We start from the raw sequence: 26,069 nt of genomic DNA, 5'->3' as shown, positions 1-26,069 counted from the left end.
CTGCGGCCGAAGGTAATCAACGGCGAGGTGCGCTGGTGGCCGAGCCCGAGCCATGCATGGCCCGGAAGAAGTCCGACGACGGGTCGAGCACCATCACGTCGCTCTTCTTGTTGAAGCTCTGCTTGTAGGCCTCGAGGCTGCGATAGAACTGCGCGAACTGCGGGTCGCGGCCGAAGGCCTCGCTGTAGGCGGCTGCGGCCTGGGCATCGCCCTCGCCCTTGATCTTCTGGGCATCGCGGTAGGCGTTCGCCACGATCACCTCGCGCTGGCGGTCGGCGTCAGCGCGGATCTTCTCGCCCTCGGCCGTACCAGTGGAACGCAGCTCGTTGGCCACGCGCTTGCGCTCGGCCTCCATGCGGCGGTAGACCGATTCGGTGATGGCTTCCACGTAGTCGACGCGGGTGATGCGCACGTCGACCACGTCCACGCCCCAGGGCTTGGCGCCCTTCACCACCGAGAGCACCTCGCGCTGCACGTCGGCCATCAGGGCTTCGCGGCGCACAGAGATCAGGTCGCGCACCGTGCGCTTGTTGATGTTTTCCTGGAACGCGTTGCGAACCACGCGGTTGAGCTGCATCGCGCCGGCGTTCTCGTCGAGGCCGACGTTGCGGATGTAGGCCTGCGGGTCGCTGATGCGCCAGCGCACGTACCAGTCGATCACCACGCGCTGCTTCTCTGCCGTGAGCATCGGCTCGGTGTCCACGCTGGAGAGCGTCAGCAGGCGCTTGTCGATGTACGACACGTTCTGGAACGGCGGCGGCAACTTGAAGTTGAGGCCGGGCTCGGTGATGACCTGCTTGATCTGGCCGAGTGCGTACACCACGCCGAACTGGCGTTGGTCGACCACGAAGAGGGTCGAGCTTGCCAGCACGAGCAGCACGAGGATCGAGGTGGCGATGAATCCGATTCTGTTCATGTTCTTGCGGGCCTTTCTCAACGCACGTCGCGGTCACGCGAGCGGCCATCGCGGCCGCGCACGTCGGTCGTGGCGGGGGCCACCGGGATCACCGAGGACTGCGCCGGCGCGGTGCCGGCGACACTGGGGCTGGCCGCATCGACCGGCGTGGCGGCATTGCCGCTGCCGCTGAGCTGCATGAGCTTGTCGAGCGGCAGGTACAGCAGGTTCGAACCCTGCTTGCTGTCGACCAGCACCTTCGTCGTGCTGGCGTAGATTTGCTGCATGGCGTCGGTGTACATGCGGTCGCGCGTCACCTGCGGGGCCTTCTGGTATTCGGACAGCACCGCGCTGAAGCGGCCTGCATCACCCTGTGCCTGCGCCACGATCCGCGCCTTGTAGGCCTCGGATTCTTCCTTCAGCCGCGAGGCCGTACCGGTGGCCAGGGGCACCACGTTGTTGGCGTAGGCCTGCGCATCGTTCTTGGTGCGCTCGCGTTCCTGGCCGGCCTTGAGCACGTCGTCGAAGGCGGCCTGCACCTGCTCGGGCGGACGCACGCCGCCCTGCTGCAGGTTGATGCCGACGACTTCGACGCCGATCTTGTAGCGGTCGAGGATGGTCTGCATCAGCGCACGAACGCGCGGGGCGATCTGGTCGCGTTCCTCGGCGAGCGCCGCGTCCATCTTCATCTTGCCGACCACCTCGCGCACGGAGGTCTCGGCCACCTGCACGACGGTGTCGGCAGGCGACTTGCTCTCGTAGAGCCAGGCGCGCGGGTCGCTCAGGCGGTACTGCACGGCGAACTTGATCTCGACTATGTTCTCGTCTTCCGTCAGCATGGCCGACTCGCGCAGGCCGGTGGAACGCACGATGGCGTCGCGGCCCACGTCGGCGGAACGGATCTGCGTGGTCACCACGACTTCGTGGCGCTGGATGGGGTACGGCAGGCGCCAGTTGAAGCCCGCGCCCACGGTGCTCTTGTACTTGCCGAACTGGGTGATGACGGCCTGCTGGCCTTCGTTCACGATGAAGAAGCCGGTGCCAAGCCAGATCAGCACGGCCACCGCGACCACCAGGCCGATGCCGAAGCCCGCGTTCTTCATGTCGGGTTTGTAGCCGTTGCCGCCACCGCCGCCATTGGGGCGATTGCCGCCGCCCTTGCCGCCGAAGAAGCCGCCGAGCTTGCGATTGAGGTCGCGCCAGAGCTCGTCGAGGTCGGGAGGGCCTTGGTTGGGGCCCTGTCCGCGGGGACGGTTGTCGTTGTTGTTGTTGCCCGAGGGCGGAGGCGTGGGAGCGCCGGGGGGATTGGCATCGGGGGGCCGGTTGCCGGCCGGGCGGTCGCCATTGGAGGACGGCTCGTCGCCACGCCCCCATCGGCCGTCGTTCAGGTTGAACATGCCCAGAAACCCTCTCCGCGCTGGCTTTGAATTCATTCGCTTCGTTCTCTTGTCAGTGGCGGGATTGTGCCCAATCCATCGGTTGCATCGTGCAATTCAGCGTCTGCCGCAGGGGTCATCGTATCGGGTGCGGAGCCCGACTGCCGGGCGAGCTCGGCGCGCAGCAGCGGCACGCCCTCGCCTGTCCTGGCGCTGAGGAAGATGCGGGGGACCTGAACGCCGTCGATTTCCATCTCGTCCTGCAGATGCAGCGGATGCTGCGCGCTTTCAAGGGCATCGAGCTTGTTGAAGACCAGAAGCTGCGGCACGGTGTCCGCGCCGATCTCGCGCAGCACCGTCTGCACCTCGGCCATCTGCTCCGGGTAGTGCGGATTGGAAGCGTCCACGACGTGCAGCAGCAGGTCGGCATCGACCGCCTCCTGCAGCGTGGCCTTGAAGGCATCGACCAGCCCGTGCGGCAGGTCGCGGATGAAGCCCACGGTGTCGGAGATCGACACCTGCCTGCGTGCATCGCCCAGGTAGAGATGGCGCGTGGTGGTGTCGAGCGTGGCGAACAGCTGGTCGGCCGCGTAGGCGCGCGCCTTGACCAGCGAATTGAAAAGCGACGACTTGCCCGCGTTGGTGTAGCCCACGAGCGAGATGTTGAAGGTGTCGCGGCGCTCGCGCTGGCGGCGCTGCGTGCCGCGCTGCTTCTGCACCTTGGCGAGGCGCTCGCGCGTGCGCTTGATCGACTCGCCGATCATGCGGCGGTCGAGTTCGATCTGCTTCTCGCCCGGGCCGCCGCGCACGCCCGCACCGCCGGTCTGACGCTCGAGGTGCGACCAGCGGCGCACCAGCCGCGTGCTGAGGTACTGCAGTCGAGCCAGCTCGACCTGCAACTTGCCTTCATGCGAGCGGGCGCGCTGGGCGAAGATCTCGAGAATGAGGAAGGTCCGGTCGTAGACCGCGACGTCGAGCTGGCGCTCGAGGTTGCGCTGCTGCGCGGGGCTCAGGGCCTGGTCGAAGATGACCTCGCTCGCCCTGTACAGAGCGGCCAGTTCCTTGATTTCTTCGGCCTTGCCGCTGCCAACGAACAATGCCGCGTCGGGCGCCTTGCGCTTGCACGCGAGACGGGCGACGGGGGTGAGGCCTGCGGTCTGCGCGAGCAGGCCGAGTTCCTCGAGTTCGCTGTCGAAATGGGGCAGCCCGAAATCGACGCCGACGAGAACGGCGGCGCCTTCCTGGCGGGGAATCAGTTCAGACAAGCGGGATCGGGAATTGGGAAAAAGCGCGGCAGCGGAGGCTGCCGCGCTCCGCGCGATCAGGCTGCGGCGTCGTCGCTCTCGTTGGCCGAGAAGTTGACGGCACGACCTGGCACGATGGTGGAAATGGCGTGCTTGTAGACCATCTGCGTCACCGTATTGCGAAGCAACACGACGTACTGGTCAAAAGACTCGATCTGGCCTTGCAGCTTGATACCGTTCACCAGGTAGATGGAGACCGGCACATGCTCGCGACGCAAGGTGTTCAGAAAGGGGTCTTGTAGGAGTTGCCCTTTATTGCTCACGATATTCTCCGTGTTCAAGAGTAGTTGTTGGAGGAGAAGACCTTAACACAGGGTTTCCGCGCCGCAGCATTCGGGGCTAAAAGCCTTTGAAAAATAACGTCTCTCAAAAGCCGGAACTTCAACCCCGGTGGGAACTCATCGGCGGCCATCCGCCGACAAACTCTGTCAGTCGTCCTTGTCGACGAAGGGATTGTGGGAGCTCTTGAACTCGATGCGCAAGGGGGTACCCACAAGGTCGAATTCCTTGCGGAAGCGCCCTTCGAGAAAGCGCTTGTAAGCATCGGTCACATGTTCGAGCGAGTTCCCGTGGATCACGATGACCGGCGGATTCATGCCCCCCTGGTGCGCATAACGCAGCTTGGGACGGAACATGCCGCCGCGCTTGGGCGCCTGGAATTGCACCGCCTCCAGCAACAATCGCGTCAACACCGGCGTCGACATCTTGCGCGTGGCCGACTTGTGGGCCTGCGCAATCGCCTGCCACACCGGGCCCAGGCCCTGGCGCTTGATGGCGGAGATGAAATGCAGCGCCGCGAACTTGAGGAACGGCAGCCGGGTCTCGATCTGCCGCTGGATCTGCTCGCGCTGGTAGCTGTCGACCGCGTCCCACTTGTTGATGGCGATCACCACCGCGCGGCCGCTTTCGAGGATGTAGCCCGCGATGTGCGCGTCCTGGTCGGTCACGCCCTGCGTGGCATCGAGCAGCAGCAGCACGACGTTGGCCGACTCGATGGCCTGCAGCGTCTTGACCACCGAGAACTTCTCGATCGCCTCGAACACCCTGCCCTTGCGGCGCAGGCCGGCAGTGTCGATCAGTTCGAAGCGCTGGCCGTTGCGCTCGAAGGGCACGGAGATCGCATCGCGCGTCGTTCCCGGCATGTCGAAGGCGACCAGCCGTTCCTCGCCCAGCCAGGTGTTGATCAGCGTCGACTTGCCCACGTTGGGCCGGCCGGCCACGGCCAGCTTGATCGGCTTGTTGACCTCGTCTTCTTCCTCTTCGTCGTCCGGGTCGGGCAGGTTTAATGGCGCAAGCGCCAGCTCGACCAGACCGCGGATGCCCTGCCCGTGCGCAGCGGATACCCCGTGCACCTCGCCCAGCCCCAGCTCGTAGAAGTCGACCAGCTTGGTGCCGTCGTGCATGCCTTCGGCCTTGTTGGCCACCAGCACGCAGGGCTTGCCGATGCGGCGCAGTTCGTTGGCGATGTCGTGGTCCTGCGCCGAGAGCCCCTCGCGCGCGTCGACCACGAAGATCACGACGTCGGCCTCGGCCACGGCCTGCCGCGTCTGCTTGGCCATCTCCTTGTAGATGCCGCTGCCAGCGTCGGGCTCGAAGCCGCCGGTGTCGATGACGATGAACTCGCGCTTGCCCAGATGGCCGTTGCCGTAGTGGCGGTCGCGCGTGAGTCCGGCAAAGTCGGCGACGATGGCGTCGCGCGTCTGCGTCAGCCTGTTGAAGAGGGTCGACTTGCCGACATTCGGCCGCCCGACCAGGGCCACGACCGGCTTCATGGCCGGCCTTTCGAGGGCGCGGTTTTCATGGTCGGGCCTTGGAAAGAAAGAAAAGAAGAAAAAGGAGCGCGTTATTCGGGGCGATAGCCAAACACGCCACCCTTGGCGGTCACCACGACCACCGTGTTGCCGGCCAGCACCGGCGCAACGGTGATGGCCGAGCCATCGGGCGTGATGCGGTTGAGCAGTGCGCCGTCTTCACGCGACACGAAATGCAGCGTGCCGGTGTTCTCGCCGATGATGAGCGAGCGTCCCACGGCCAGCGGCGAGGTCAGCACGCGGTTCTTCAGGCGGGACATCTGCCAGGCGCGCTCGCCGTCGGCACGGCGCCAGGCTACGACGCTGCCGTCGGACTCGGTGCCATAGATGAAGCTCTCGTTGCCGCTGACGCCATCCGCGCCGGAAGCGGGCTTGCTCCAGACCAGCGAACCGCGCAGGGTGTCGACGCAGCCGACGCTGGCGTAGTAGGCACGCGCGCAGACCGTGTCGCCGTAGCGGCTCACGCTGCCGGTCAGGTCGACCAGGCGCTCGACATCGTTGGTGCCGCGCGGCGCGGCGATGGGAGCTTCCCAGCGCGAAGTACCGTTGGCGGGGTTGATGCCCGCCAGCCGGCCGCCGATGCCGGCCACCAGCGTGTCGCCCACGGCCAGGAGCACGCCCGACTTGCGCAGCACGAGGTTTTCGCCGGCGCGCTGCTGGATCCAGAGGCGGCGGCCGCTCTGGCCGTCCCAGGCGCTGATGCTGCGGTCGGCCGTCTGCACGAACACGCGGCGGCCCGCCACCAGCGGTGCGGTGAAGGCCTGTGCCGACAGCCTCTGCTTCCAGAGGACCTTGCCGTTCTCGAGGGCGACCAGTTCGTTCGCGGTGGTGACGACCGCGGCCACCTGGCCGTCGCTGCCGACACCGGCCGCCAGGGGCGCGCCGGCGCTGCCGCGCCAGATTTCACGACCCGCGCGCGCATCGATGGCGACCACCGTGCCGTCGCTGCCGGCCACGGTGATCGTGTCGCCGCTGATGTCGGTGGTCAGCGGGAACTGCACTTCGGGGATGCGCACCGTCCATGCCTGGCGCACGCCAACCAGGGCCGGATTGGCGGGGAGCTCCTCCGGCTTCGGCTTCGAGGAGCCCGAGCAGGCGGCGAGAAACGCTACCAAAACGAGAGCTGATCCCGCACGCAGGGCGGTCGATTCAGGCATGAAACGCTTGAAATTCATGATGCGGTCAGGGAGTTTTGGGTGCTGCGGGAGTGACGGTGACGACGGGCGCAAGGCTCTTGGGATCGACGCCGACCGCGTTGAGCTTGATCTCGATCAGGCGGCGGTAGTCCGAGGTCGGACCGAGGCCGGTCCAGGCCTTGCGGTACTCGGCCTGCGCCTCGGTGCGCTTGCCCTGGGCCAGGTAGATGTCACCCTTGCGGTCGGCCACCAGCGGTTCGAATTCCTTGGGAACGCTGCCGTCGAGCTGCTTCAGGGCATCGTCGTAGGACTTGCCATCGAGCAGCTCGCCCGCCAGACGCAGCCTCGCGACAGCCTTGTAGCCGGGATCGATCGCGTTCTGCTCGACCCATTCGAGTTCGGTGCGCGAACCCGCGGCATTGCCCTTCTCGTACAGCGTCTTGGCGACCAGCAGGCCGGCCTGCTGTGCGTAGGTGGTGCCAGCGAAGCGCTTCTTCATGTCGTCGAGCACGAGCGCGATGCGCGCCGGGTCGCCAGCCTGCACCGTCTTCTCGATTTCGTCGTAGAGCGACGAGGCCTGCGCCGCCTTGTTGCGGCCATACCATTGCCAGCCGTTCCAGGCCACGAAGGCGCCGGCGACGAGCAGCACGATCGAAGTGATCAGGGTGCCGTAGGTATTCCAGAAATGCTTGAGCTGGTCGAGCTGTTCCTGTTCTTCGAGGTCGAGATGGGTTGCCATGCGTGTCAGGTATTGGGAGCCGGCGATTGTAGGGTGGCGGCCCAGGTGGCCACTTCGGCAAGAGACCGGGCGGTCTGCGCGCCGCTTCCGTCGCGCAGCGCCTTGAGAGTCACCTCGCCGCGCGCGAGTTCATCGGCGCCGAAGATCAGGGCGTAGGTGGCGCCGCTGTTGTCGGCTCTCTTGAACTGCGACTTGAAGCTGCCGAGGCCGTCGACCGTAGCGGCGTGCATCTGCACGCGCACGCCGGCATCGCGCAGCTGCTGCAGCGTGCGCAGCACCACCGGCATGGCGGCGGCATCGGGCACGACGGCATAGACGTCCGGGGCCGGCTGCGGGATGTCGGTGCCCTGCTCTTTCATCAGGTCCAGTACGCGCTCCACGCCCATCGCCCAGCCCACGGCCGGGGCGGGCTTGCCGCCGATCTGTGCGATCAGGTCGTCGTAGCGGCCGCCCGCGCAAACCGTGCCCTGCGAGCCGAGCCGGTCAGTAACGAACTCGAAGACCGTGAGGTTGTAGTAGTCCAGCCCGCGCACGAGACGCGGATTGATGGTGAATGCGATGTCATTGGCCTTGAGGATGGCCTGCAGCCCCTCGAAGTGAGCGAGCGACTCCGCGCCGAGGAAGTCGATCAGCTTGGGGGCCGACTCGACCACTTCCTTCATCGCCGGGTTCTTGGTGTCGAGGATGCGCAGCGGATTGCTGTGCAGGCGGCGCTTGCCGTCCTCGTCGAGCTTGTCGGCATGCTTCTCGAAGTGGGCGATGAGCTGGGCGCGATGCTGAGCGCGCTCGGCCGGCTGGCCCAGGCTGTTGAGTTCCAGACGCACGTCCGTCAGGCCGATGGTCTTCCAGAGCGCGCTGGCCAGCAGGATCAGCTCGGCGTCGACGTCGGGGCCGGCAAAGCCCAGCGCCTCGGCGCCGATCTGGTGGAACTGCCGGAAGCGCCCGCGCTGCGGCTTCTCGCGGCGGAACATCGGACCCGTGTACCAGAGGCGCTTGCCGCCGTCGTAGAGCATGTTGTGCTCGATCACGGCACGCACGAGGCCGGCCGTGTTCTCCGGGCGCAGGGTGAGGTGGTCGTTGTCGCCGTACTTGTCGGAGCGGTCCTGGAAGGAGTACATCTCCTTCTCAACGATGTCGGTCACTTCGCCGATGCCGCGCACGAACAGCGCCGTGTGCTCCAGGATCGGGGTGCGGACGTTGCGATACGCATAGCGCCCCATCAGGTCGCGCACGGTGGCTTCGAGCCACTCCCAGCGCGCCGATTCGGGCGGCAATATGTCGTTCATGCCTTTGACGGCATTCAATTTTTCAGCCATGAGTCTGCGGAGATGTCAGGCCGCGACAGCGTGGTGTTCGCCGCCGAAGCGCTTTTCAATGTAGTTTTCGACGAGCTGGTGGAACTCGTTGGCGATATTGTCGCCGCGCAGCGTGAGGGCCTTTTCGCCGTCGATGAAGACGGGCGCCGCGGGCGCCTCGCCGGTGCCGGGCAGGCTGATGCCGATGTCGGCATGCTTGCTCTCGCCGGGGCCGTTGACGATGCAGCCCATGACGGCCACCTTCAGCGTCTCCACGCCCGGATATTTCTTGCGCCAGACCGGCATCTGCATGCGCAGGTAGTCGTCGATCTGCTTGGCCAGCTCCTGGAAGGTGGTGCTGGTGGTTCGGCCACAGCCCGGGCACGCCGTGACGCTCGGCACGAACACGCGCAGGCCCAGCGCCTGCAGGATCTCGGAGGCGATCACCACCTCCTGCGTGCGCGACTCGCCCGGCTGCGGCGTGAGCGACACGCGGATCGTGTCGCCGATACCCTCCTGCAGCAGGATCGACAGCGCCGCGGCCGACGCCACGGTGCCCTTGGTGCCCATGCCGGCCTCGGTGAGGCCCAGGTGCAGCGGATAGTCGCAGCGACGGGCCAGCTCGCGGTAGACCGAGATCAGGTCCTGCACTCCGCTCACCTTGCACGACAGGATGATCTGGTTGCCGGCCATGCCCATCGACTCGGCCAGCTTCGCGGACTCGATGGCCGAGGTGATGAGCGCCTCGTACATCACCTGCTTGGCGTCCCAGGGCTCGGCGCGCTGGCTGTTGGTGTCCATCAGGCTGGCGAGCAGTTCCTGGTCGAGGCTGCCCCAGTTGACGCCGATGCGCACGGGCTTGTTCCAGCGCATCGCGGCGTCGATCATCTGGCCGAACTGCCGGTCTCGCTTGTCGCCCTTGCCCACGTTGCCGGGGTTGATGCGGTACTTGCTCAGCGCCTCGGCGCAGGCCGGATAGTCGGTCAGCAGGCGGTGGCCGTTGTAGTGGAAGTCGCCCACCAGCGGCACGTCGACGCCCATGCGGTCGAGCTGCTCGCGGATGTAGGGCACCTGCGCGGCAGCCTCGGGCGTGTTGACCGTGATGCGGACCATCTCGGAGCCGGCCTGGGCCAGTTCCTTCACCTGGATCGCGGTGCCGATGGCATCGACGGTGTCGGTGTTGGTCATGGACTGCACGCGCACCGGGGCGTCGCCGCCCACAGTGACCACGCGCGGGCCCCAGACCACGCTGGCCTGGCGCGAACGGCGAGCCTTGGGAGCGGCGGCCTCGATCGGAGCGGGAGTGCAGTTGCCGGAAGTCACGACTTCACCTCGAAACGCGCCACGCCACCGCCCTTGGTGAAGGGCTTCAGGTCGAAGGGCTGGCCACGCACCTGCACGTCGACGCTCGAAGCGCGGCCGACCACAACGGACAGCGGCAGCGTGCCGGACAGGCCCACGGTTTCGCCGGCCTGCAGGCTGCGGCGCAGCAGTTGCTTGCCGCCGGCTTCGGTCACGGTGACCCAGCATTCCTCGCGAGCCACGAGGACCAGTTGCTGGCTGCTCGAGGCTGCTGCCACGGCCGTGGCAGCGGGCGCCGCAGCAGCAGGCGCGGCGGCAGTAGCGGCGGGCGCACCGGGAGCGGGAGCTGCCGACGGAGTCTCGCCGGCAACCGGGCCGGTCGGGGCGACAGCCTGCGTGGGCACGGTTTCGGCCACGGAACCACCGGCCGAGGCCAGGCCGTTGCCAGACGTCGATTCCGTGCCGGCATCGCCGCGCGCGGTCAGGCGTGACACGGAAGCGCTGAGCTGGTCGAACACCGACTGCGGCAGCCAGAACAGCGCACCCGCGCCGATCAGCAGCAGCAGCACGACGATCAATAGTGGCCGCGAGGGCAAACCGCTGGAGCGGCCATTGCCATTCCAGCGCGGCGTACCCGAGCTGATGTTCGTGCGCAGGGTGCGATCGGTTTCGGCCAGCGACACCTTCTGGGTGCTCGGCAGCTTCGCGAGCACAGGGGCCGGGTCGATGCGCAGCGCGCGGCAGACGCTGCTGGCCAGCGCACGGGCGAAGACCGGGTCGGGCAGCGAACCGATGTCGTCCGCCTCCAGCGCCATGAGCTTCTGCGGCGGCACCTTCAGCGCGGCGGCCACCATCTCGATGTGCAGGCCATGGGCCTCGCGCGCCTCGCGCAGCAGATCGCCGGCAGTCTTGTTCGCGATATCGCCAGCTTCCAGCGGCAATGATGCGGAAGTGCCGAACTCCGAAACCCGATCAGTCATTGAAATTCCCGCGCTCGTACGCTGTTGCCTCCCGCGACTGGGGGAAGCGTCGTTGCAGTTGGCCTCCCAACTGCGCGACTGCCTCGCGGTTGTTCAGCTTACGTTCGATCTTGATGCCGAGCCAGAGCGTCTCGGCGCTGGCCGCGGCGCTGTTGTTGACGCGGCGGATGTAGAACTGCGCGCGCGACCATTCCTCGCGCTGCGCCAGCACGGAGGCCAGGTTGAAAGCGACCACCGGGTTGCCGGCGTCGATCTCGTAGGCCTGCATGAGGGTGCGCTCCGCCTTGTCGCGCTGGCCGGCCTTGAGCTCGCACACGCCCTGCGTCATGAGCGTCTTGGCGCGGTCGTTGTAGCTGGGAACGGCCAGGGCCTCGTTGAACTGGGCGGCCGCATCGCCAAAGCGGTTCTGCTGGCACAGCAGCCAGCCGTAGTTGTGGCGCGCGTTCGGGTCGCGCGGATTGATGGCGATGGCGCGGCGGAAGCTGTCCTCGGCCAGGCCGGCGTCGTCGAGCCGCATGTAGACCAGGCCGCGCAGGTTGTAGGCGTCGGCGTTGTTGGGGTCTGCGGCCAGCGCCTGCTTGATCTCGTCGAGCGCGACGGTGGTCTGGCCGTGCTCGAAGTAGCCGGCGGCCAGTTCCATGCGCAGGCGCGCGCGGCGCTGGCGGCTGGACTCGTCGGACTCGGTGACGATCTCGGTGGCCTTGGACGAGTTGCTGCTGTCGGCCAGGCTGGTGGTGGTGGTGCGCGTGTTCACGCAGCCTCCGAGCAGCAACGACATGGCGACGCCCGCGAAACCCACAGTCAGCATCCGCTGCACGTTCGCGGTCGTCATCGAAAAGGCCATGCTCATCGGTTCAATGCTCCTGGGGGACGGTCTTTCGGACCGGATGCAAAACAACGGGGCGCTCCTGCGCCGCGCGGCGCTGCGCCATGCGCTCGGCCGCGCGGGTGCGGTCCTTGACGTCGCCGGCGAGCTGGCCGCAGGCGGCATCGATGTCGTCACCGCGCGTCTTGCGCACGGTGGTCACGAGCCCTGCCTCGCTGAGCGTCCTGGCGAACGCCAGCACGCGCGGCTGGGGCGAGCGCAGCAGGCCCGAGGCGGGGAAAGGGTTGAACGGGATCAGGTTGAACTTGCACGAGATGCCGTGCTTGCGGACCAGCTCGATGAGCTGCCGCGCATGCTCGGGCTGGTCGTTCACGCCGTCGAGCATGCAGTACTCGAAGGTGATGAAGTCGCGCGGCGCATGCGCTAGGTAGCGCTTGCAGGACTCGATGAGTTCGTCGATCGGGTACTTGCGATTCAGCGGCACGAGGTCGTCGCGCAGCGGATCATTGGGCGCGTGCAGCGAAACGGCGAGTGCCACGGCGCAATCGGCACCCAGGCGGTCGATCATCGGCACCACGCCGGAGGTCGACACCGTCACGCGACGGCGCGACAGCCCGTAGGCGTTGTCGTCGAGCATGGTGCGCAGCGCGGGAACGAGCGCCGAGTAGTTCTGCAGCGGCTCGCCCATACCCATCATCACCACGTTGGAGATGACGCGTTCGTCGCGCTTGAGGTGCTTGCGCAGGAAATGCTCGGCAAACCAGAGCTGGGCGACGATCTCGCCCGTGCCCAGGTTGCGGCTGAAGCCCTGATGCCCCGTGGAGCAGAAGCGGCAACCGACCGCACAGCCGGCCTGGGACGACACGCAAAGGGTGCCGCGGTCGTCCTCGGGAATGAATACGGCTTCGACGGCATTGCCGTCACCGACATCGAACAGCCACTTGATCGTGCCGTCCTTGGATTCGTGCTGCGTGATGACCGGCAGGGCCTCCACGCGAGCGGTGGTCGCGAGTTTCTCGCGCAGCGACTTCGCCAGATCGGTCATCTGGGTGAAGTCGCTGGCGCCACGCTGGTGGATCCAGCGGAACAGCTGCGTGGCGCGGAATTTCTTCTCGCCGAGTTTTTCGCAGAACGCAGCCAATCCCTCGAGATCGAAATCGAGCAGGTTGGCCGTGGTCATGGAATCGGGCGAGAAGCGGCTTCAGCGTGCGTAGACGTTGAGGCCGGCGAAGAAGAAGGCGACTTCGTTCGCTGCGGTTTCGGGAGCGTCCGAACCGTGAACGGCGTTGGCGTCGATGCTGTCGGCGAAGTCGGCGCGGATGGTGCCGGCGGCTGCCTTCTTGGGGTCCGTGGCGCCCATCAGGTCACGGTTCTTGGCGATGGCGTTCTCGCCTTCGAGCACTTGCACGAACACGGGGCCCGAGATCATGAACTCGACGAGGTCCTTGAAGAAGGGACGCTCCTTGTGCACGGCGTAGAACTGTTCGGCTTCGTTGCGCGACAGGTGCACCAGCTTGGCGGCGACGATCTTGAGGCCGGCAGCCTCGAAACGGGAAACGATCTTGCCGATGACGTTCTTGGCAACTGCGTCGGGCTTGATGATGGAAAGGGTACGTTCGATAGCCATTGAAATGCTTCCTGGAGCTTTGATTTTGAAGTGTTTTGTCACAACTGCAACGAATTTGTTTCGTCACGCATCGACAAAGCCTCTGATTTTAACCGGCGCGGCCTTGCGGATCGGTGAAAACCCCGCGAAAGGCCGCGCTGCGACGGCAGACTTTCAGCGCCCCCGGCGACGTCCGCCGCCCTGACCGCCAAAGCCCCCACCACCGCCTCCGCCGCCACCGCGGCGCTGACCTCCTCCGCGCTGCTCCTTGCGCTGGCGCGAGAAGCTGTCGGCACCGATGTAGCCCAGCGAGGTCTTCATCGGATCGGGCTGGTTGTTGGCGCCGCCCTGCTGGCGATCTCCACCCTGGCGATTGCCGTTTCCGCGGCGTCCCTGCCCCTGCTGCGGCTGGCCACCGTTGCCACCGCCGCGATTGGAGCGCCCTCCCCGATCGCCGCGCGGCGGACGTCCGTCGCCCAGCGGATTCGGGATCGGCGCCTCGCGGCCGCCGTCGTCACGCCCCTCGCGCATGTCGCGCGGCGGCTGGCCGCCACCGCCATTGCGATTGCCACGCCGCTTCTTGTTGCGGCCGCCGCGGCCATTGCCGCCACCCTCCTGCCCCGGGCCGCGCTGCTGCTGGCCCGGTCGGGCAACCGCACCGCCCGAAGCCTGGAACAGCGCCCGGATATCGCGGTCGTCGAGTTCCATCCATGCGCCGCGCTTCAAGCCGCGTGGCAGCACCATGGCGCCGTAGCGGATGCGGATCAGCCGGCTGACCGCGTGGCCCACCGACTCGAACAGGCGCCGCACCTCGCGGTTGCGCCCTTCGGAGATGGTCACGCGATACCAGCAGTTGGAGCCTTCGCCGCCCCCGTCTTCGATGGCACCGAACTGCGCCATGCCGTCATCGAGGCGCACGCCGTCGAGCAGCTTCTGCTTCTCTTCGGCGGTAAGCGCGCCCAGCACGCGCACTGCGTACTCGCGCTCCAGGCCGAAGCGCGGGTGCATGAGCTGGTTGGCCAGATCGCCGGAGCTGCTGAACAGCAGCAGGCCTTCGGTGTTCAGGTCGAGACGGCCCACCGACTGCCACTTGCCCTGCTGCAGGCGCGGCAGCTTGCGGAACACGGTCGGTCGGTTCTGCGGATCGTCGTGCGTGACCACCTCGCCCACGGGCTTGTGGTACGCGATCACGCGCGGCGGCGGAGGCGCGATGCGATAGCGGATCGGCTTGCCGTTGATCTTGACCTGGTCGCCGTACTGGATGCGCTGGCCGATGTGGGCCGGCTCGTTGTTGACGGAAATGCGGCCCTGGAGAATCAATTGCTCCATCTCGAGCCGCGATCCCAGACCGGCCTGCGCCAGCACCTTGTGCAGCTTGGGCGAATCAGCCTCCGGCAGAAGCACGCGCTTGAGCGGCGGGACTTCGGGGCTTTCCTCGTCCGCATCGAACTGGCCGGAAATGACGTCCGCGAAGCGGATCGGCTCGGGCGGCGGCGCATTGCGCTGCTCGCGCTCGGCGGCGCGGCGGGCGCGGTCGAGGTCGTCTTCTTCCTCGTCGGGCTCTTCTTCGTCGTCGCTGTCTTCGATGCGCTCCGCCTGCACGGGCCGGGGTGCCTCGACGGCGGCCTGGGCGGGCGCCAGATCCCGAGGGACCTCCGCTGCAACGACGGGCGCCTCCTCCTCGGCCACAGCCGCAACGGCCTGCGGCTCGATCGCTTCCGGAGCCGCCTCCGCAACCGGCGCGGACACCGCCTCGCCTTCGACGACGGCCGGCTCGACCACCTTCTTCTTGCGGGGCGCGCGCGGCTTCTTGGGTGCCGGCGCCTCGGGCTCCTGTGGCGCTACCGTTTCAATAGCATCAACCGCAGCCTTCCTGGCCGTGGTTGCCCTTTTCTTCTTCTTGACTTCGGGCTCGACCGGCAGCATCGCTGCGTCTTCGGTGTCGGTTGTGCTCATGAGGTTTTTCCGGGAGAGGGAGCGTCGGGATCGGCCTCGTCTTCGGACGGGGCATCGGATTCCGACGCGGGTTCTTGTTCTGGCTCGACGGGGGTGGCCTCGGCGCCTGCCTCGTTCTCGATGACCTGCGCCTGGGCGGCCTCGATCGCTTCCACCGATTCAGCCGGCTCGGCGATCTCTGGCGCAACATCGGGCGCGATATCGACGATTTCGGGTTCCTGCGCCGAGACCTGCGCTTCAGGTGCCGCGGCAGCTTCCGCCTCGGCGCCCTCGCCTTGCTGCCCAGCAGCAATCTCGGCATCCAGCCCTGGCGCATCGCCGGCCGAAGAAAGCACCAGCTCCGCCATTCCGGATGCGTCGGCATCGCCTTCGGCGAGCGCCTCGGTCTCCGGAGCAACGTCGATCGGCAGCCCCTGCTGCTCGCCCGATGCCTGCTCGAGCGCGTCAACGAGCGCAGCCTGCTGGGCTGGCGTCTCGATCAGCGGCAGCTGGTCCAGCGAAGCCAGGCCCAGGTCGTCGAGGAACTGGCGCGTGGTGGCATAGAGCGCCGGGCGGCCGACGGTCTCGCGGTGGCCGATGACCTCGACCCAGCCGCGGTCTTCCAGCTGCTTGAGGATCAGCGAGTTGATCGTCACGCCGCGGATGTCTTCCATGTCGCCGCGCGTGGCGGGCTGGCGGTAGGCAATGATGGCCAGCGTCTCGAGCGCGGCGCGCGTGTAGCGCGGCGGCTTTTCGGGGTGCAGGCGATCGAGGTGGTCGCGCATTTCCGGCCGGCTCTGGAAGCGCCAGCCGCTGCCGACGCTCACCAGCTCCAGGCCACGTTGCGCCCAGTCTTCCTGCAGTTCGAGCAGCAGCGCCTTGATGGTGTCCGCACCCAGTTCGTCGTCGAACAGCACGCGCATATCGCGCACCGGCAACGGCTGGCTCGAACAGATCAAGGCGGTTTCGAGAATGCGCTTGGCATCCGCCGTATTCATGGTTCGCGTTATCCGGGAAAAGGCGCCTGGGGGCGCTTGTTCAGATGGATGGAAGGAGTAGGCGCTGCAGGCACGCGGCAAATGCAACGCAAGGCCGGTCTCGGGCGACCGGCGCGGCCCTCGGGCCGTCAGGCGCGATTGTAATCCAGCCCCCAGGCTTGCAAAGCCTGGACGAGGTCGGCCGGCAACGCAGAGTGGAACTCCAGCGACGCTTGCGTGACGGGATGCACGAAGGCCAGCCTGAATGCATGCAGGGCCTGCCGCGAGAGCCCAGCAGCCGGCGCGCCGCCGTACAGCGCATCGCCCACCAATGGGTGGCCGATCGACGCCATGTGCACGCGGATCTGGTGGGTGCGCCCGGTTTCGAGCGTGCAGCGCACGGCGCAGCCCTCGGCGTTGCTGTCGAGCCGCTCGATCAGCGTGCGCGCCGTCTTGCCGGCATTCCTCTCGAGATCGACCACGGCCATGCGCAGCCGGTTGCGCGGGTCGCGGCCGATGGCGGCATCGACATGGCGCGCGGCAGCGCCCTCCCACGGCCGGTGGCCGATGGCGAGGTATTGCCGCTTGACCTCGCGCGCGGCGATCAGCGCCACCATCGCGTCCATGGCCGCGCGCGTGCGGGCCACCACCATCAATCCGCTGGTGTCGCGGTCGAGCCGGTGCACGATGCCGGCGCGCGGCAGCAGCACGGCCTTCGGATCGAGCGCCAGCAGGCCGTTCAGCAGCGTGCCGCTCCAGTGCCCCGGCGCCGGGTGCACCACGAGGCCGGCCGGCTTGTCGACGATGCGCAGGTGCTCGTCCTCGTACACGGTGGCGATGTCCATCGCCTCGGGCCGGAAAGCCTGGCTCTGGGGCGTGGGGCGCAGTTCGATGTGGCCGGCCTGCCCCGCTTTCACAGGGGCCGAAGCCTTGGTGAGCGTGCGCCCCTGAAGCTCGACCGCGCCGGCCTCGATCAGCTGCTGCAGGTAGCTCCGGGAAAACTCGGGGACCAGCGCTGCAAGCGCGCGATCGAGCCGCTGGCCATGGTGGGCCGCGTCGACGACGAAGGGCCGCCGCTCGCTGGGTTCGATGGGATCGGCGCCCTCTTCGTGCTCGGCCACCTCCATGCTCTCGGGGATATTGCCCAAAGGGTCGGTCGATATAATTGAGGGCAACTGTTTCACGAAAGCCGTATGTGATGTTTCGCGCCAAATTATCGGTCCCCGCCTGGATCGCGCTCAGCGCGGCGGCTCTGCTGGCAGGTTGCTCGTCGACTCCCAGCGCCGACAAGACCGCAACCTGGAGCCCCAACCGCATCTATTCGGAAGCCAAGGACGAGGCCGGCTCCGGCGCGTACGACAAGGCCATTCCGCTCTACGAGAAGCTCGAAGGCCGCGCCGCCGGCACGCCGCTGGCACAGCAGGCGCAGCTGGAAAAGGCCTACGCCCAGCACAAGTCCGGCGAAAAGGCTGCAGCCATCGCCACCATCGACCGCTTCATGAAGCTGCATCCGGCGAGCCCGGCCCTCGATTACGCGCTCTACCTGCGGGGCGTGATCAACTTCAACGACGACCTCGGCATGTTCGCGTTCATGACGCGCCAGGACCTGTCGGAGCGCGACCAGAAGGCGGCCAAGGAATCGTTCGAGTCGTTCAAGGACCTCGTCACGCGCTTCCCCGATTCGCGCTACGCCCCCGACGCGCGCCAGCGCATGAACTACATCGTGAACTCGCTCGCGCAGTATGAGGTTCACGTGGCCCGCTACTACTACTCGCGCGGCGCCTACCTGGCGGCCATCAACCGGGCCCAGGTCGCGCTTGCCGACTACCGCGAAGTGCCGGCGCTCGAGGAAGCCCTGTACATCATGGTCAAGTCGTACGACGCGCTCGGCATGAAGGACCTGCGCGACGACGCTCAGCGCGTGCTGACCACCAACTACCCGCAGAGCACCTACCTCGCGAACGGCTTCAAGGGCAAGGACGACCCTTGGTGGAAGCTCTGGTAAGAGCAACCCCGGCGGAACGGCAATTGCTCCGCCGGCCCCTACCGGGAGCCAGGCAGCCGGCTAGCTCCTGAGCGCGTCCAGCGCCGCGTCGAAATCCGATTCGCTCTCCAGCCGCCGCATCGGCGGCAGGGCCGCCAGCAGCCGGCGGCCGTAGCCCATGGCCACCAGCCGCGTATCGCAGATCGCCAGCACGCCGCTGTCGGTCTCCCGGCGAATCAACCGGCCCGCCCCCTGCTTGAGCGCCACCGCCGCTTCCGGCAGCGAATAGTCGGCGAATGAACTCCGGCCCTGCGACTCCAGGCGCTGCGAGCGCGCCTCCACCAGTGGATCGTTGGGCGGCGGAAACGGCAGCTTGTCGATCACCACCAGCTGCAGCACATCGCCCGGTGCGTCGAAGCCTTCCCAGAACGAGGCCGACGCCACGAGCACGCAGCCGGCCCTGCCGGCGCTCGCGCCTTCGCGGAATCGATCCATCAACACGCGCTTGGGCAGTTCGCCCTGCACGAGCACCTCGGGCCGCAACTGCGTGTCGAGCAGCTCGAACTGCTGCCTCATCTCGTCGCCGATGGTCCGCAGCGCGCGCAGCGTGGTCGTCAGCACGAGCGTACGGCCGCCGAGCTCGGCCGCGCCGCGTGCCGCCAGCTGCGCGACGCGCTGGCTGTGCGACGGATCGTTGGGCTTGGGAAACGCGCGCGGCACGTAGAGTGCGGCCTGCGAGGCGTAGTCGAACGGGCTCTGCACCCGCAGCACCTCGGCATCCTGCAGGCCGCAGGGTTCGGTGAACCAGCGCAGCGTGGGTTCGTCACCCAGCGTGGCGGAGGTGAAGACCCAGGCGCGGCCGCTGTCCAGGCGCTCGACGCTCTCGCGCACGGAGGAGCGCTCCCCATAGGCATCCAGCTCCTCGTCTTCGGCATCGGCCGCTTCCGCGTCGTCGGCTTCGTCGGCGATCTTGAGCACCCGCTTGCGCATCGCGTCGGCGATGTCCAGGGGCGACTCAATGAGCCGCAATTGCGTTCCCACGTCCACCCAGCGCACGGAGTCGACCTCGCACGGCAAGGCGAAGCGCGCAGTGCGCCTGGCGAGCTGGCGTGCGCGCTCGTGCAGCCGCACGAAGTCGGGCGATATCTCGCTGACGGTGGCGAGCCCTTCCGCGGCCATCTCGAAGGCCTGCAGCAGGTCGTCCAGCGCGCGCTGCCACGCGGTGGGGTCGATACCCTCGGGCGCCGCGCCCAGCCAGCGCAGCTTGGCGCCCGGCCACTGCTTGCCGACCACCAGCCGCAGCTCGCGCGCGGCACGCTCGGCCGCGGAAACCAGCTGCTGCCAGTCGACGAGGCCACGCGCGTGCTGCAAACCCGCGGCCAGCATGTCCCGCGCGAAATCGAGCGCCTGCCCGCTGCCGAGTTGCGCCCCCAGGAATTGCACGCCGGTTTCGTTGAGCTGATGGGCCTCGTCGAACACCACCACGCTCACCGTCGGCAGCAGCTCCGCCATGCCGGTCTCGCGCACCGCGAGATCGGCGAAGAAAAGATGGTGGTTGATGACGACGATGTCCGCCGCCAGCGCCTCGCGCCGCGCCAGGTTGACGTGGCAGGGTTTGAACTGCGGGCATTGGGCGCCCAGGCAGTTCTCGCGCGTGGAAGTGATCAGCGGGATCAGCGGCGAGCGCTCGTCGAGCCCCGGCAGCTCGGCCAGGTCGCCCGTGCGCGTGGCCTTCGACCACTGCTCGATCTTGGCGAGCGTGCGCAGGCTGCCGCGCTCCGGCAAGGAGGCGTCGTGGCGCGCCATGTCGAGCCGGTGCAGGCAGAGATAGCTCGCACGTCCCTTGAGCAGCGCGGTGCGCACGGGCAGGCCGAACGCCTCCACGAGGCGCGGCAGGTCGCGGCCGAACAGCTGGTCCTGCAGCGTCTTGGTGGCCGTCGACAGCAGCACGCGCTCGCCGCTGAGCAGCGCCGGCACCAGATACGAGAAGGTCTTGCCCACGCCCGTGCCCGCCTCGACCACCAGCACCCCGCCCTGGTCGATGGTGCGGGCCACGGCCAGAGCCATTTCGGTCTGGCCGGTGCGTTCGCGGAACTGGTCCGCGGCGCGCGACAGTGCGCCGTCCTGCGCGAAGGCGTCGCGCACCTTGTCTTCGAGCGCCCCCGTCACGCCGGCTCTTTCGGATCGAGAATGTTCTCGAGGCGGGCGATCTGGTCGCGCAGCGCGAGACGGCGTTTTTTGAGGCGGCGCAGCAGGAGTTCGTCCTGGGGCGAACCTTCGGCCAGCCGGTCGATGGTGGCGTCGAGATCGGCATGCTCGATGCGCAGTTCGATCAGCTGGCGGGAAAGCGAGTGAAGATTGGAGTCCAACGGTGGGGGCGCGCGCGTGATTTCAGGGCGCATGTTTACATTCGATAATACGTCCTGGAACAAATCTCCGAGAAGACAGGAACAGGCGCTTCAGGCGCATATTGCCTCATGACCCAAGGCTTTCGACTCGCTGCGGCCACCGGCCTCCACAAGGGGGACCGCCCGTACCAGCAGGACCAGGTTCTGCTGATGAGCCATCCCCGCGTGCCCGGCTGCGTGCTGGGCGTCGTGGCCGACGGCATGGGCGGGCGCAGCGGCGGGCGCAAGGCCTCCGACCAGGTGCTCATGACGGCCCGCCAGCTCTTCAGCCGCTACCAGCCCGCCAAGGACGACCCCGAAGCCCTGCTGAAGCAGATCCTCGAAGACTCGCACACGGTCATCAAGCTCACCGCCGTCTCCAGCGAACAGGAGCCGCACAGCACGATCGCGGCCTTCCTGATGAATCCCAAGGGCGACTGCGCCTGGATCCATGCCGGCGACTCGCGCATCTATCACTTCCACGATGGGGAACTCGTCAAGCGCACGCGCGATCACTCCTACGTGCAGGTGCTGATCGACCGCGGCCAGATCACCGAGGCCGAAGCCAACGTTCATCCGCAGGGCAACATCCTGCTCGGCTGCCTGGGCATGACGACCACGCCGCCGCCCATCGACCCCTACTACATCCCCAAGCTGGCACACGGCGACCTGCTGATGGCCTGCAGCGATGGGCTCTGGCACTACTTCAGCCCTGAAGAGCTGGCGAGCGTGCTGTATGCGCAACCGCCGCGCGATGCAGTGGAGATCCTGGTGGGTGAAGCGCGCCGCCGGGCACGGGGCACCGGCGACAACATCTCGATCGCCGTGCTGAAGCTCGATCCGCTGCCGGCGGCACCCGGCTGAGCCAAGGCGCACAGGCTCAGGGCTTTGCGGGCTCGGCCGGCGGCGGTGGCAGCGGGGCCCCGCGCGGCTTGTCGCGGTTGGCGTTCTGCCGCTCCCGGGCGGCACGGTGTTCGGCCGCGCGCTTCTGCTTTTCCTCGAAACGCTTGACCGCCTCGGGCGCTTCCGCCCTGCGCTGCGCGGCCTTGGCCTGCTCGTCGGCATGCGCCTGCTGCTTGGACTGGAACTGGCGCTCGCGTTCGGCGGCCTCGGCCGCCGTGGCGGCGCGGCTGGCGGCGTGGTCGGCTGCGCGCTGCTCACGGTCCTTCTGGTTCTGGATCGACTGCTGCTGCTTCTCGGGCGTGTCCGCCTGGCGCTGCGTGCCCGCCTTCTGGTCGAGCTTCTGCAGTTCGGCCGCACCGCTGCGCTGGCGCTGGATGTCGTTGATGGCGGTTTCCTGCCGCTTGATGTTCTCGGTGTCCTTGCGATGCCGGCCACGGCTTTCGCGCAGGCAGTCTTCCACCGCGAACTTCTTGTAGCAGGCTGCCCGCTCCTCGACGTAGCGCTTCTCGATGACTTCCCGCTCGGAGGAAAGCCGGCGCTTCTCGGCCTCGAGATCGGCGTTGCCCGCGGCGGCATTGGACTGCGCCCACAGCGGCAGGCTGGCCAACGCCATGAGCAGGGCAAGAGCGGTTTTCTTCATGTGAGTCGGGTGTCGACGATGCGGCGTTCCAGGGAAAGGAACTCGCTCGATTGCATTTCGGTGAGCCGTGAGACCGTGCGCGGGAACTCGTGCGACAGCGGTCCTTCGGTGTACAACGCCTCGGGCGGAACCTCAGCCGACATGATGAGCTTGCATCGCCGGTCGTACAAGACGTCGACCAGCCACGTGAAACGGCGTGCTTCGGAGGCCATGCGCACCGGCATGTGCGGCACGTCGGACAGCAGCACGGTGTGGAACTGGCTCGCGATCTCGAGATAGTCGTTCTGCGAGCGCGGACCGCCGCACAGCGTCTTGAAGTCGAACCAGACCACGCCGCCGGCCTTGCGCAGCGCGCGGATCTCGCGCTGCTCGATGTGCAGGATCGGGTTTTCGTCGGCCGTCTCGGCCAGCTTGTCGAAAGCCTTGCGCATTTCCTTCTCGGCCGCCGCATCGTTGGGCGTGAGGTACATGCGCAGTTGCTCCAGCGTACGGCGCCGGTAGTCGGTGCCGTTGTCCACGCTCAGCACCTCGAGCTTCTCGTTCAGCAGCTCGATGGCGGGCAGGATGCGGTCGCGATGAAGCCCGCCCGGATACAGGTCGTCGGGCTTGAAGTTCGATGTGGTCACGAAGCCCACGCCGTTGTCGAAGAGCGACACCAGCAGCCGATGAAGAATCATCGCGTCGGTGATGTCGGCCACGTGGAACTCGTCGAAGCAGATGAGCTTGTAGCGCTTGGAAATTCGCAGTCCAAGCTCGTCGAGCGGATTGACCGTGCCCTGCAGCTCGCGCAGCTCGCGGTGCACCTCGCGCATGAACTCGTGGAAGTGCAGGCGCGTCTTGCGCCGCAGCGGCACGGCGTTGAAGAACAGGTCCATCAGGAAGCTCTTGCCCCGCCCGACGCCGCCATACATGTAGACGCCGCGCGGGAGCTCCGGCCTGTTGATGAACTTCTTCAGCGCGTTCGAGCGCTGGGCCTTGTACTCGGCCCATTCGGTGGCGCAGCGATCCAGCGCCTCCACGGCGCGCAGTTGCGCGGGATCGCTCTTGAACCCGCGCGCAGCGAGTTCCGCCTCGTAGGCCTGTTTGACGCTGGTCAAAAGATCGGCGAGATCAGAAGTTCAGCGTGCGCTTGTCCACGGCGAGTGCCGCTTCCTTCGTGGCTTCCGACAGCGACGGGTGCGCGTGGCAGATGCGCGCAATGTCCTCGGCGCTGGCCTTGAACTCCATCGCCACCACGGCTTCGGAGATCAGCTCGCTGGCCTGCGGGCCCACGATGTGCACGCCCAGGATCTCGTCGGTCGCGGCGTCGGCCAGGAACTTGACCATGCCGGTCGTGTCGCCCAGCGCACGTGCGCGGCCGTTCGCGAGGAACGGGAAGGTGCCGGCCTTGTAGGCGCGGCCCGAGGCCTTGAGCTGCTGCTCGGTCTGGCCGACCCACGCGATCTCGGGGCTGGTGTAGATCACCCACGGCACGGTGTTGAAGTTGACATGACCGTGCTGGCCAGCGATGCGCTCGGCCACGGCAACGCCCTCTTCCTCGGCCTTGTGCGCCAGCATCGGGCCACGCACGACGTCGCCGATGGCCCACACGTTGGGCAGGCTGGTCTTGCACTCGTCGTCCACGGCGATGGCGCCGCGCTCGTCGAGCTTCAGGCCCACGGCTTCGGCGTTCAGGCCGATGGTGTTGGGCACGCGGCCGATCGACACGATCAGCTTGTCGACTTCCAGCGTCTGGGCTTCGCCCTTGGCATCGGTCCAGGCAACGCTCACACCCTTCTTCGACGACTTGATCTCGCCGACCTTCACGCCGAGCTCGATCTTGAGCTTCTGCTTGTCGAAGGCCTTCTTGGCTTCCTTGGCGATCTGCTCGTCCACCGCGCCGAGGAAGGTCGGCAGTGCTTCGAGCACCGTGACTTCCGCGCCGAGGCGACGCCACACCGAGCCCATTTCCAGGCCGATGACGCCCGAGCCGATCAGGCCCAGCTTCTTCGGCACCGCGCCGATGCGCAGCGCGCCGTCGTTGGAGAGGATGTTTTCCTCGTCGAACGGCGTGCCCGGCAGCGCGCGGGCGTTGGAGCCCGTGGCCACGATGATGTGCTTGCCGACGATCGACTCTTCGGCGGCGCCAGCCACCTTGATCTCGTAGCCGCCTGCGTCCGCCTTCACGAACGAGCCGCGGCCGTGGAAGAAGGCGATCTTGTTCTTCTTGAACAGGTACAGGATGCCGTCGTTGTTCTGCTTCACGACCTGGTCCTTGCGGGCCAGCATCTTGTCGATGTCGAGGCCCAGGCCTTCGACCTTGATGCCGTGGTCGGCGAAGTGGTGGCCGGCCTGCTCGAAGTGCTCCGACGACTGCAGCAGCGCCTTGGAGGGAATGCAGCCGACGTTGGTGCAGGTGCCTCCCGGTGCGGGGCCGCCCTTGCCGTTCTTCCATTCGTCGATGCAGGCCACGTTGAAGCCGAGCTGTGCGGCGCGGATGGCAGCGATGTAGCCGCCAGGGCCGCCGCCGATGACGATCACGTCAAATTGTTTGGACATAGGTTCTTTCGTAATTCGGTGTACCGCCTTCCGCCAGGGCCGCGCGAAGCGCAGGCCATCTCGGAGGCACCCGCGGAACCGGCTTTGCCGGGCCGCCGGGTGCGCCCCCTGAGGGGGGGAGGCGGCTACACGAAGTGAGCAAGCAACGGGGGTGGATCAGATATCAAACAGCAGGCGCGACGGATCTTCCAGCGCTTCCTTCATGGCGACCAGGCCCAGCACGGCTTCGCGGCCGTCGATGATGCGGTGGTCGTAGCTCATCGCCAGGTAGTTCATCGGGCGAATCACGATCTGGCCGTTCTCGACCACGGCGCGGTCCTTCGTGGCGTGCACGCCGAGGATGGCCGACTGGGGCGGGTTGATGATCGGCGTCGAGAGCATCGAGCCGAAGGTGCCGCCGTTGGAGATGGAGAAGGTACCGCCGGTCATCTCTTCGATGCCGAGCTTGCCTTCCTGGGCCTTCTTGCCGTATTCGGCGATCTTCTTCTCGATGTCGGCGAAGCTCATCTGGTCGGCATTGCGCAGGATCGGCACCACCAGGCCGCGCGGCGAACCGACGGCGATGCCGATGTCGAAGTAGCCGTGGTACAGGATGTCGTTGCCGTCCACCGAGGCGTTGAGCACAGGGTACTTCTTGAGAGCGTGCACTGCAGCCTTCACGAAGAAGGACATGAAGCCGAGCTTCACGCCGTGTTCCTTGGTGAAGTTGTCCTGGAAGCGCTTGCGCAGTTCCATGACGGGCGCCATGTTGACTTCGTTGAAGGTGGTCAGGATGGCGTTGGTCGACTGCGACTGCAACAGGCGCTCGGCGATGCGGGCGCGCAGGCGGCTCATCGGCACGCGCTGCTCGGGGCGCTCGCCCAGGTCGGGCGCGCTGGCCGGAGCGGCGACCTGCGGCAGCGCGGGCTTGGCTGCCGGCACGGCGATGGTGGCGGCGGGTGCGGGCTTGGCGCCCGAGGCAACGGCTGCGAGCACGTCACCCTTGGTGACGCGGCCGTCCTTGCCCGAGCCGGCGACGTCGCCGGTCTTCAGGTTGTTGTCGGCCAGCAGCTTGGCGGCGGCGGGCATGGCCACGTCGGCCTTCGAGCCGCCGGTGGCTGCGGCTGCAGCTGCCGGAGCGGCTGCGGGCGCCGGGGCTGCTGCGGCAGCGGGTGCTGCAGCGGGAGCGGCGGCGCCGGCCTTGCCTTCGGTGTCGATCTTGGCGATCAGCTGGTCGGCGACCACGGTGGCGCCGTCGGGCTGGACGATTTCGGCCAGCACGCCGGCCGAGGGAGCGGGCACTTCGAGCACGACCTTGTCGGTCTCGATCTCGATCAGGATTTCATCGACGGCGACGGCTTCGCCGGCCTTCTTCTTCCAGGTGAGCATGGTGGCTTCGGCCACGGATTCGGAAAGCTGGGGGGACTTTGACTTCAACGATAGACATTTGGAGTGG

General features: G+C 67.2%; 23 protein-coding genes and 1 pseudogene. 2 read left to right on the top strand and 22 right to left on the bottom strand.

Going from position 1 to position 26,069, the window contains the following annotated elements; genetic code table 11:
- Positions 1-16: 16 nt before the first annotated feature.
- The 16 genes from hflC to ACHMXA_RS15790 form a co-directional block, all read right to left on the bottom strand.
- Positions 17-916 carry a protease modulator HflC gene (hflC, locus tag ACHMXA_RS15865; RefSeq protein ID WP_176667594.1) on the bottom strand — a complete coding sequence of 300 codons (900 nt, stop codon included), beginning with the start codon at positions 914-916 and terminating at the stop codon, positions 17-19.
- Positions 917-933: 17 nt separating this feature from the next.
- A complete protein-coding gene (hflK, locus tag ACHMXA_RS15860) occupies positions 934-2,292 on the bottom strand; it encodes an FtsH protease activity modulator HflK (RefSeq protein WP_176667593.1) in 1,359 nt (452 codons plus the stop codon).
- A 32-nt stretch (positions 2,293-2,324) separates the two neighbouring features.
- Positions 2,325-3,536: a GTPase HflX gene (gene hflX, locus ACHMXA_RS15855; protein WP_176667592.1), complete on the bottom strand. Its 1,212-nt coding sequence runs from the start codon at positions 3,534-3,536 to the stop codon at positions 2,325-2,327.
- 56 nt (positions 3,537-3,592) lie between these two features.
- The gene (gene hfq / locus ACHMXA_RS15850) at positions 3,593-3,856 is read right to left on the bottom strand and encodes an RNA chaperone Hfq (protein ID WP_175544960.1); all 264 of its coding nucleotides are present in this window, start codon (positions 3,854-3,856) and stop codon (positions 3,593-3,595) included.
- Positions 3,857-4,003: 147 nt separating this feature from the next.
- A complete protein-coding gene (gene der, locus ACHMXA_RS15845) occupies positions 4,004-5,347 on the bottom strand; it encodes a ribosome biogenesis GTPase Der (protein ID WP_176667591.1) in 1,344 nt (447 codons plus the stop codon).
- A 71-nt stretch (positions 5,348-5,418) separates the two neighbouring features.
- A complete protein-coding gene (gene bamB, locus ACHMXA_RS15840) occupies positions 5,419-6,561 on the bottom strand; it encodes an outer membrane protein assembly factor BamB (RefSeq protein ID WP_176667590.1) in 1,143 nt (380 codons plus the stop codon).
- A 7-nt stretch (positions 6,562-6,568) separates the two neighbouring features.
- Positions 6,569-7,261 (bottom strand): tetratricopeptide repeat protein, encoded by a 693-nt coding sequence (locus ACHMXA_RS15835; protein ID WP_176667589.1) that lies wholly within the window; start codon positions 7,259-7,261, stop codon positions 6,569-6,571.
- 5 nt (positions 7,262-7,266) lie between these two features.
- On the bottom strand, positions 7,267-8,577 hold the full coding sequence (gene hisS, locus ACHMXA_RS15830) for a histidine--tRNA ligase (RefSeq protein WP_176667588.1): 1,311 nt from the start codon (positions 8,575-8,577) through the stop codon (positions 7,267-7,269).
- Between the two features lie 15 nt (positions 8,578-8,592).
- The gene (gene ispG, locus ACHMXA_RS15825; RefSeq protein ID WP_176667587.1) at positions 8,593-9,879 is read right to left on the bottom strand and encodes a flavodoxin-dependent (E)-4-hydroxy-3-methylbut-2-enyl-diphosphate synthase; all 1,287 of its coding nucleotides are present in this window, start codon (positions 9,877-9,879) and stop codon (positions 8,593-8,595) included.
- Positions 9,876-10,838 carry a helix-turn-helix domain-containing protein gene (locus ACHMXA_RS15820; protein WP_176667586.1) on the bottom strand — a complete coding sequence of 321 codons (963 nt, stop codon included), beginning with the start codon at positions 10,836-10,838 and terminating at the stop codon, positions 9,876-9,878. The genes ispG and ACHMXA_RS15820 overlap by 4 nt, the downstream gene beginning before the upstream one ends.
- Positions 10,831-11,688 (bottom strand): type IV pilus biogenesis/stability protein PilW, encoded by an 858-nt coding sequence (pilW, locus tag ACHMXA_RS15815; RefSeq protein WP_176667585.1) that lies wholly within the window; start codon positions 11,686-11,688, stop codon positions 10,831-10,833. Before pilW ends, ACHMXA_RS15820 begins: the two co-directional genes overlap by 8 nt.
- A gap of 4 nt (positions 11,689-11,692) precedes the next feature.
- Positions 11,693-12,844: a 23S rRNA (adenine(2503)-C(2))-methyltransferase RlmN gene (gene rlmN, locus ACHMXA_RS15810; RefSeq protein ID WP_176667584.1), complete on the bottom strand. Its 1,152-nt coding sequence runs from the start codon at positions 12,842-12,844 to the stop codon at positions 11,693-11,695.
- A gap of 21 nt (positions 12,845-12,865) precedes the next feature.
- Positions 12,866-13,291 carry a nucleoside-diphosphate kinase gene (gene ndk, locus ACHMXA_RS15805; protein ID WP_019653122.1) on the bottom strand — a complete coding sequence of 142 codons (426 nt, stop codon included), beginning with the start codon at positions 13,289-13,291 and terminating at the stop codon, positions 12,866-12,868.
- Between the two features lie 153 nt (positions 13,292-13,444).
- On the bottom strand, positions 13,445-15,226 hold the full coding sequence (locus ACHMXA_RS15800; RefSeq protein ID WP_176667583.1) for a pseudouridine synthase: 1,782 nt from the start codon (positions 15,224-15,226) through the stop codon (positions 13,445-13,447).
- Positions 15,223-16,203, bottom strand: a complete 981-nt coding sequence (gene scpB / locus ACHMXA_RS15795; protein ID WP_176667619.1) for an SMC-Scp complex subunit ScpB — start codon at positions 16,201-16,203, stop codon at positions 15,223-15,225. The genes ACHMXA_RS15800 and scpB overlap by 4 nt, the downstream gene beginning before the upstream one ends.
- 128 nt (positions 16,204-16,331) lie before the next feature.
- Entirely contained in the window at positions 16,332-17,309 is a 978-nt protein-coding gene (locus tag ACHMXA_RS15790) for an RluA family pseudouridine synthase (protein WP_176667618.1), read from the bottom strand.
- Between the two features lie 71 nt (positions 17,310-17,380).
- Here ACHMXA_RS15790 and ACHMXA_RS15785 point away from each other — a divergent pair, with 71 nt between their 5' ends.
- Positions 17,381-18,187 carry an outer membrane protein assembly factor BamD gene (locus tag ACHMXA_RS15785; RefSeq protein ID WP_176667582.1) on the top strand — a complete coding sequence of 269 codons (807 nt, stop codon included), beginning with the start codon at positions 17,381-17,383 and terminating at the stop codon, positions 18,185-18,187.
- Between the two features lie 60 nt (positions 18,188-18,247).
- Here ACHMXA_RS15785 and ACHMXA_RS15780 read toward each other — a convergent pair whose 3' ends face one another.
- Together ACHMXA_RS15780 and ACHMXA_RS15775 are read right to left on the bottom strand one after the other, a co-directional pair.
- Positions 18,248-20,335, bottom strand: coding sequence for an ATP-dependent DNA helicase (locus ACHMXA_RS15780; protein ID WP_176667581.1), 2,088 nt, complete (start codon positions 20,333-20,335; stop codon positions 18,248-18,250).
- On the bottom strand, positions 20,332-20,535 hold the full coding sequence (locus tag ACHMXA_RS15775) for a YdcH family protein (RefSeq protein ID WP_093201587.1): 204 nt from the start codon (positions 20,533-20,535) through the stop codon (positions 20,332-20,334). The genes ACHMXA_RS15780 and ACHMXA_RS15775 overlap by 4 nt, the downstream gene beginning before the upstream one ends.
- 108 nt (positions 20,536-20,643) lie before the next feature.
- Between ACHMXA_RS15775 and ACHMXA_RS15770 the strand changes: the two genes are divergently transcribed.
- Entirely contained in the window at positions 20,644-21,417 is a 774-nt protein-coding gene (locus ACHMXA_RS15770) for a PP2C family serine/threonine-protein phosphatase (protein ID WP_176667580.1), read from the top strand.
- A 16-nt stretch (positions 21,418-21,433) separates the two neighbouring features.
- Here ACHMXA_RS15770 and ACHMXA_RS15765 read toward each other — a convergent pair whose 3' ends face one another.
- The 4 genes and pseudogenes from ACHMXA_RS15765 to odhB form a co-directional block, all read right to left on the bottom strand.
- Positions 21,434-22,096, bottom strand: coding sequence for a hypothetical protein (locus tag ACHMXA_RS15765; protein WP_176667579.1), 663 nt, complete (start codon positions 22,094-22,096; stop codon positions 21,434-21,436).
- Entirely contained in the window at positions 22,093-23,193 is a 1,101-nt protein-coding gene (gene zapE / locus ACHMXA_RS15760) for a cell division protein ZapE (protein WP_176667578.1), read from the bottom strand. Before zapE ends, ACHMXA_RS15765 begins: the two co-directional genes overlap by 4 nt.
- A gap of 13 nt (positions 23,194-23,206) precedes the next feature.
- A complete protein-coding gene (gene lpdA / locus ACHMXA_RS15755; protein ID WP_176667577.1) occupies positions 23,207-24,634 on the bottom strand; it encodes a dihydrolipoyl dehydrogenase in 1,428 nt (475 codons plus the stop codon).
- Positions 24,635-24,790: 156 nt separating this feature from the next.
- Positions 24,791-26,060 (bottom strand): annotated as a pseudogene (odhB, locus tag ACHMXA_RS15750) (2-oxoglutarate dehydrogenase complex dihydrolipoyllysine-residue succinyltransferase).
- Positions 26,061-26,069 lie beyond the last annotated feature (9 nt).

It is taken from the genome of Variovorax sp. UC74_104, assembly GCF_044055375.1.
Classification (GTDB): domain Bacteria; phylum Pseudomonadota; class Gammaproteobacteria; order Burkholderiales; family Burkholderiaceae_C; genus Variovorax.
This window is presented reverse-complemented; position numbering and strand designations above follow the sequence as displayed.

What these genes read in the sequence shown, in the direction of transcription:
- ndk (WP_019653122.1), bottom strand. Translation starts at nt 13,291, where the DNA reads ATGGCTATCGAACGTACCCTTTCCATCATCAAGCCCGACGCAGTTGCC.
- ACHMXA_RS15790 (WP_176667618.1), bottom strand. Translation starts at nt 17,309, where the DNA reads ATGGAGGTGGCCGAGCACGAAGAGGGCGCCGATCCCATCGAACCCAGC.
- ACHMXA_RS15835 (WP_176667589.1), bottom strand. Translation starts at nt 7,261, where the DNA reads ATGGCAACCCATCTCGACCTCGAAGAACAGGAACAGCTCGACCAGCTC.
- ACHMXA_RS15765 (WP_176667579.1), bottom strand. Translation starts at nt 22,096, where the DNA reads ATGAAGAAAACCGCTCTTGCCCTGCTCATGGCGTTGGCCAGCCTGCCG.
- pilW (WP_176667585.1), bottom strand. Translation starts at nt 11,688, where the DNA reads ATGAGCATGGCCTTTTCGATGACGACCGCGAACGTGCAGCGGATGCTG.
- ACHMXA_RS15800 (WP_176667583.1), bottom strand. Translation starts at nt 15,226, where the DNA reads ATGAGCACAACCGACACCGAAGACGCAGCGATGCTGCCGGTCGAGCCC.
- lpdA (WP_176667577.1), bottom strand. Translation starts at nt 24,634, where the DNA reads ATGTCCAAACAATTTGACGTGATCGTCATCGGCGGCGGCCCTGGCGGC.
- bamB (WP_176667590.1), bottom strand. Translation starts at nt 6,561, where the DNA reads ATGAATTTCAAGCGTTTCATGCCTGAATCGACCGCCCTGCGTGCGGGA.
- ACHMXA_RS15785 (WP_176667582.1), top strand. Translation starts at nt 17,381, where the DNA reads ATGTTTCGCGCCAAATTATCGGTCCCCGCCTGGATCGCGCTCAGCGCG.
- hflC (WP_176667594.1), bottom strand. Translation starts at nt 916, where the DNA reads ATGAACAGAATCGGATTCATCGCCACCTCGATCCTCGTGCTGCTCGTG.
- hisS (WP_176667588.1), bottom strand. Translation starts at nt 8,577, where the DNA reads ATGGCTGAAAAATTGAATGCCGTCAAAGGCATGAACGACATATTGCCG.
- rlmN (WP_176667584.1), bottom strand. Translation starts at nt 12,844, where the DNA reads ATGACCACGGCCAACCTGCTCGATTTCGATCTCGAGGGATTGGCTGCG.
- der (WP_176667591.1), bottom strand. Translation starts at nt 5,347, where the DNA reads ATGAAGCCGGTCGTGGCCCTGGTCGGGCGGCCGAATGTCGGCAAGTCG.
- ACHMXA_RS15820 (WP_176667586.1), bottom strand. Translation starts at nt 10,838, where the DNA reads ATGACTGATCGGGTTTCGGAGTTCGGCACTTCCGCATCATTGCCGCTG.
- hflK (WP_176667593.1), bottom strand. Translation starts at nt 2,292, where the DNA reads ATGTTCAACCTGAACGACGGCCGATGGGGGCGTGGCGACGAGCCGTCC.
- ACHMXA_RS15770 (WP_176667580.1), top strand. Translation starts at nt 20,644, where the DNA reads ATGACCCAAGGCTTTCGACTCGCTGCGGCCACCGGCCTCCACAAGGGG.
- scpB (WP_176667619.1), bottom strand. Translation starts at nt 16,203, where the DNA reads ATGAATACGGCGGATGCCAAGCGCATTCTCGAAACCGCCTTGATCTGT.